Genomic DNA, 2,905 nt, shown 5'->3' with positions numbered 1-2,905 from the left:
ATGGCGGTATGAAACGTTGCGCACTTCGAAGTACAAATTTATCAGCCCGCTAAGTCGTTAATTAAATGTTGTTTCGTTCAAACATAGCACTATCTGCGCAATGTTTTATGACCGTGTGTTAGTGGCCGTTTATATTCTAAGTCATTTATAATCTTTTTATTAATCATCAGATACATCAGCTCTCCACCTAAAAACATCTCATTATTATTAAAGTCATTAGGAATGATTGTCTGAATAAATTTTGCAATTAGGGGACTATATGAAATTGTTTTATGTCCACTTAAACTAATTTCCCACGGCAAGCTATAGTGTAGTGCAGTCTTATTATCAATTATCAATGTGTCATTTTGTGCATTTATTATAGTCATTCTGAAATATGGCTTATTATCAAATTGATATAGAAATGGGTCAATATTTTCCTCGTAGATTGGTATTACAAGTTCTGAATTTATTTGATTTAGGGTTGATTTGTAATTAATAAAAGAAGAGTCGTTTATATTAATAAGGTAAGTGAAATCACCGCCCCAAACTTTTTCTTCAACTCTCTTTTGCTTTACAGAATCGTAATAGCTCAAAAACGAGTCATAATCATCTTCTCCAAAATTTAATAAATCAGATGTTTGGGAAAGCTTGTAATTAATATTTTTGGAATTAAATATTTCAGATAAATCAGAATGAGTAAAGGAATATTTTGCGGATTCCTTTTTACTATAGCCTTTAGATTTAAAAACGAATAAAGAATCTGAGTTTAAGTATTTAGCTAACTGAATATTTTCTTTATATAAAGGAAATCTCAAACACCCACCTGACATACGGTCAAAGTCGTATTTAACTGAAATAATCTCAACTGAAACAATATTATGACTAAAGAACTCTTTTGTCTCAATGCTGTGATAGCTCGTGTCTACATAACTGTACATTGGAAAATGTATCGTATCAATCCTTTTTAAATTTAGTTTTTTTCCTAAAACATAAAGTTTTCCTTTCAAGCTCTCAAGATAAATTTCTTGTTTTACGTTATCAATCGTAAAATTTCTTACAGGAATATTGAACGTTTCCCAATTAATTGGATTTAAAGATGAGAAATAGATATGGTCATTTTGATTTATTAAAACAAGAGAATCAAAGATTGCAATTTTATCAACTCTATTTCTTGATGATTTTTTTGTAATTGTAAATTTACCTTGGTCTAAAGGTGTAGGAATTTGGGTTGTTGTTAACCAGTTATCAGTTGTAATTGCTAATCCATTGTCTAATCCACCTGCAATACCAAATAATGAATCAACCATATAAATCGATAATACTCTATTTACTGGTTTGAATGGTTTTCGAAACTTTTCCCACGATTCACCATAATTGTCAGAATAATGTATGAATTCATCTGAACCACCCATCCATATCTTCCCGTTTTTTTTATAATCGGTGTCATAAATCCATGCATCGCCTGAGAATTTTATTTGTTTCCATGTGAATCCTCTGTTAGTTGTTTTGTAAATTATATTCTTTGGTGAATTATGAACTTCCTTTGAAATGTATCCAGCTACGACAATAGTATCTGAATTAAAGAACATAAAATGCTCTAATTTATCATATTCACTTAGTGGAAATCTATTTTTAACCAAGTTTATTAAAGAATCTTGTAGCTCATAATTGAATGGTTCAATTTGTCCATAGCTTACAATTGAAATCAGCCCTAGTATTAATATTAACAGTTTTTTTTTCATCATTTTTTAGTCAAGACAAATCAATTCGTTTATACCTCCATGGCTTCTTTTAAAATGGCCACTAACGGGCTTGCTATGTGTTTTGCGGGACATAGAAGCATTTCACTTTCAAACCTGCATTTAGCCAAAACTTTGATTTACATTAATTCAAATTATATATTGACAAATCAAAGATTTGGCGGTGTTGCAACGGAGAACTGCGGTTGATTTACCCGCTAAACCCCGCATTACATATAGCTTTTGTTATCGGCTTTTTTTCTTTTTTTTAATCAATTTTTCAGCATTTAACACTAATTGCTCACTTTTCTTAATATAGATTTGATCTATTATTTCCTCTAAGTTGTCAAAAGCGGCTAATAATTCTTCATCTTCAACGTTGCCTATATGACTTCCGTCATTTCCAATGTACTTATTCGCAAGCATCAATGTTCCCACATTTTTGTTGTTTTTAGAAAAATTCTCGATCCTTTGATGAAGACTATTCAACGTTATCTTTTTAGTTTTAGCAGCATTCCATACCGTTTTTGGAGCACCAATATTATCTAAAATTAATTCTATCGCGATTCTGATCTTATTAGCACTAGCATTGGTGTCGAAAAAATAATGATAAAATGCTAAATCTATAGTCTCTCGGATGTCATCAGGAACTTGATTTGTTAGATTGAAATATCTGATGTTAGGACAATAATATTGTGGTACATAATTGTCAAAATTTTCTTCATAGGGTCTACCATATTCATCTTCCCCAGAGTTACATATATCTTTTTGTACAATTCCAGCAATACTTACTAAATGATTACAGTTTTTATTTAAACACTCTAGAAATCCAATAAACCGATGTTCAATTCCATACGGGTAACCTTGTTCATCTAAAAAACGCCCTTCTTCAGTGATTTGAGTACCAAGCTTTTTAAAAGTTAATTTTGATTTTTGACAGTTAGGGCACGTTGCTACAAGTCCTTCTTCTGTTAAACTGTATTTATCTCTCCAAATAGAATCCTTCATTAAGTGTTTTTAATTTTATAAAGCAATAAACTCAGTTATTGATTTTAGTTGTGACTTCTTCATGCCAAAATAACTTTGATGATAATTGAGTTCTTCAACTCAAACAAAAGTGCTCTATTTATGTTAGGCAGAAGGTTTATAAATTCTATATTACCTTTTTTCTTTTAAAATTGCCG

The 2,905-nt window shown here is 30.5% G+C and carries 2 protein-coding genes; both read right to left on the bottom strand.

Features of this window, described 5'->3' with window-relative positions; translation table 11 throughout:
- Positions 1-89: 89 nt before the first annotated feature.
- On the bottom strand, positions 90-1,727 hold the full coding sequence (locus ACXR6G_RS20040) for a WD40/YVTN/BNR-like repeat-containing protein (protein ID WP_458363234.1): 1,638 nt from the start codon (positions 1,725-1,727) through the stop codon (positions 90-92).
- A gap of 240 nt (positions 1,728-1,967) precedes the next feature.
- Positions 1,968-2,729: a DUF4145 domain-containing protein gene (locus tag ACXR6G_RS20035; protein ID WP_458363233.1), complete on the bottom strand. Its 762-nt coding sequence runs from the start codon at positions 2,727-2,729 to the stop codon at positions 1,968-1,970.
- Between the last annotated feature and the right edge of the window lie 176 nt (positions 2,730-2,905).

Source organism: Ancylomarina sp. YFZ004, from assembly GCF_054254355.1.
This window is presented reverse-complemented; position numbering and strand designations above follow the sequence as displayed.

What these genes read in the sequence shown, in the direction of transcription:
- ACXR6G_RS20040 (WP_458363234.1), bottom strand. Translation starts at nt 1,727, where the DNA reads ATGATGAAAAAAAAACTGTTAATATTAATACTAGGGCTGATTTCAATT.
- ACXR6G_RS20035 (WP_458363233.1), bottom strand. Translation starts at nt 2,729, where the DNA reads ATGAAGGATTCTATTTGGAGAGATAAATACAGTTTAACAGAAGAAGGA.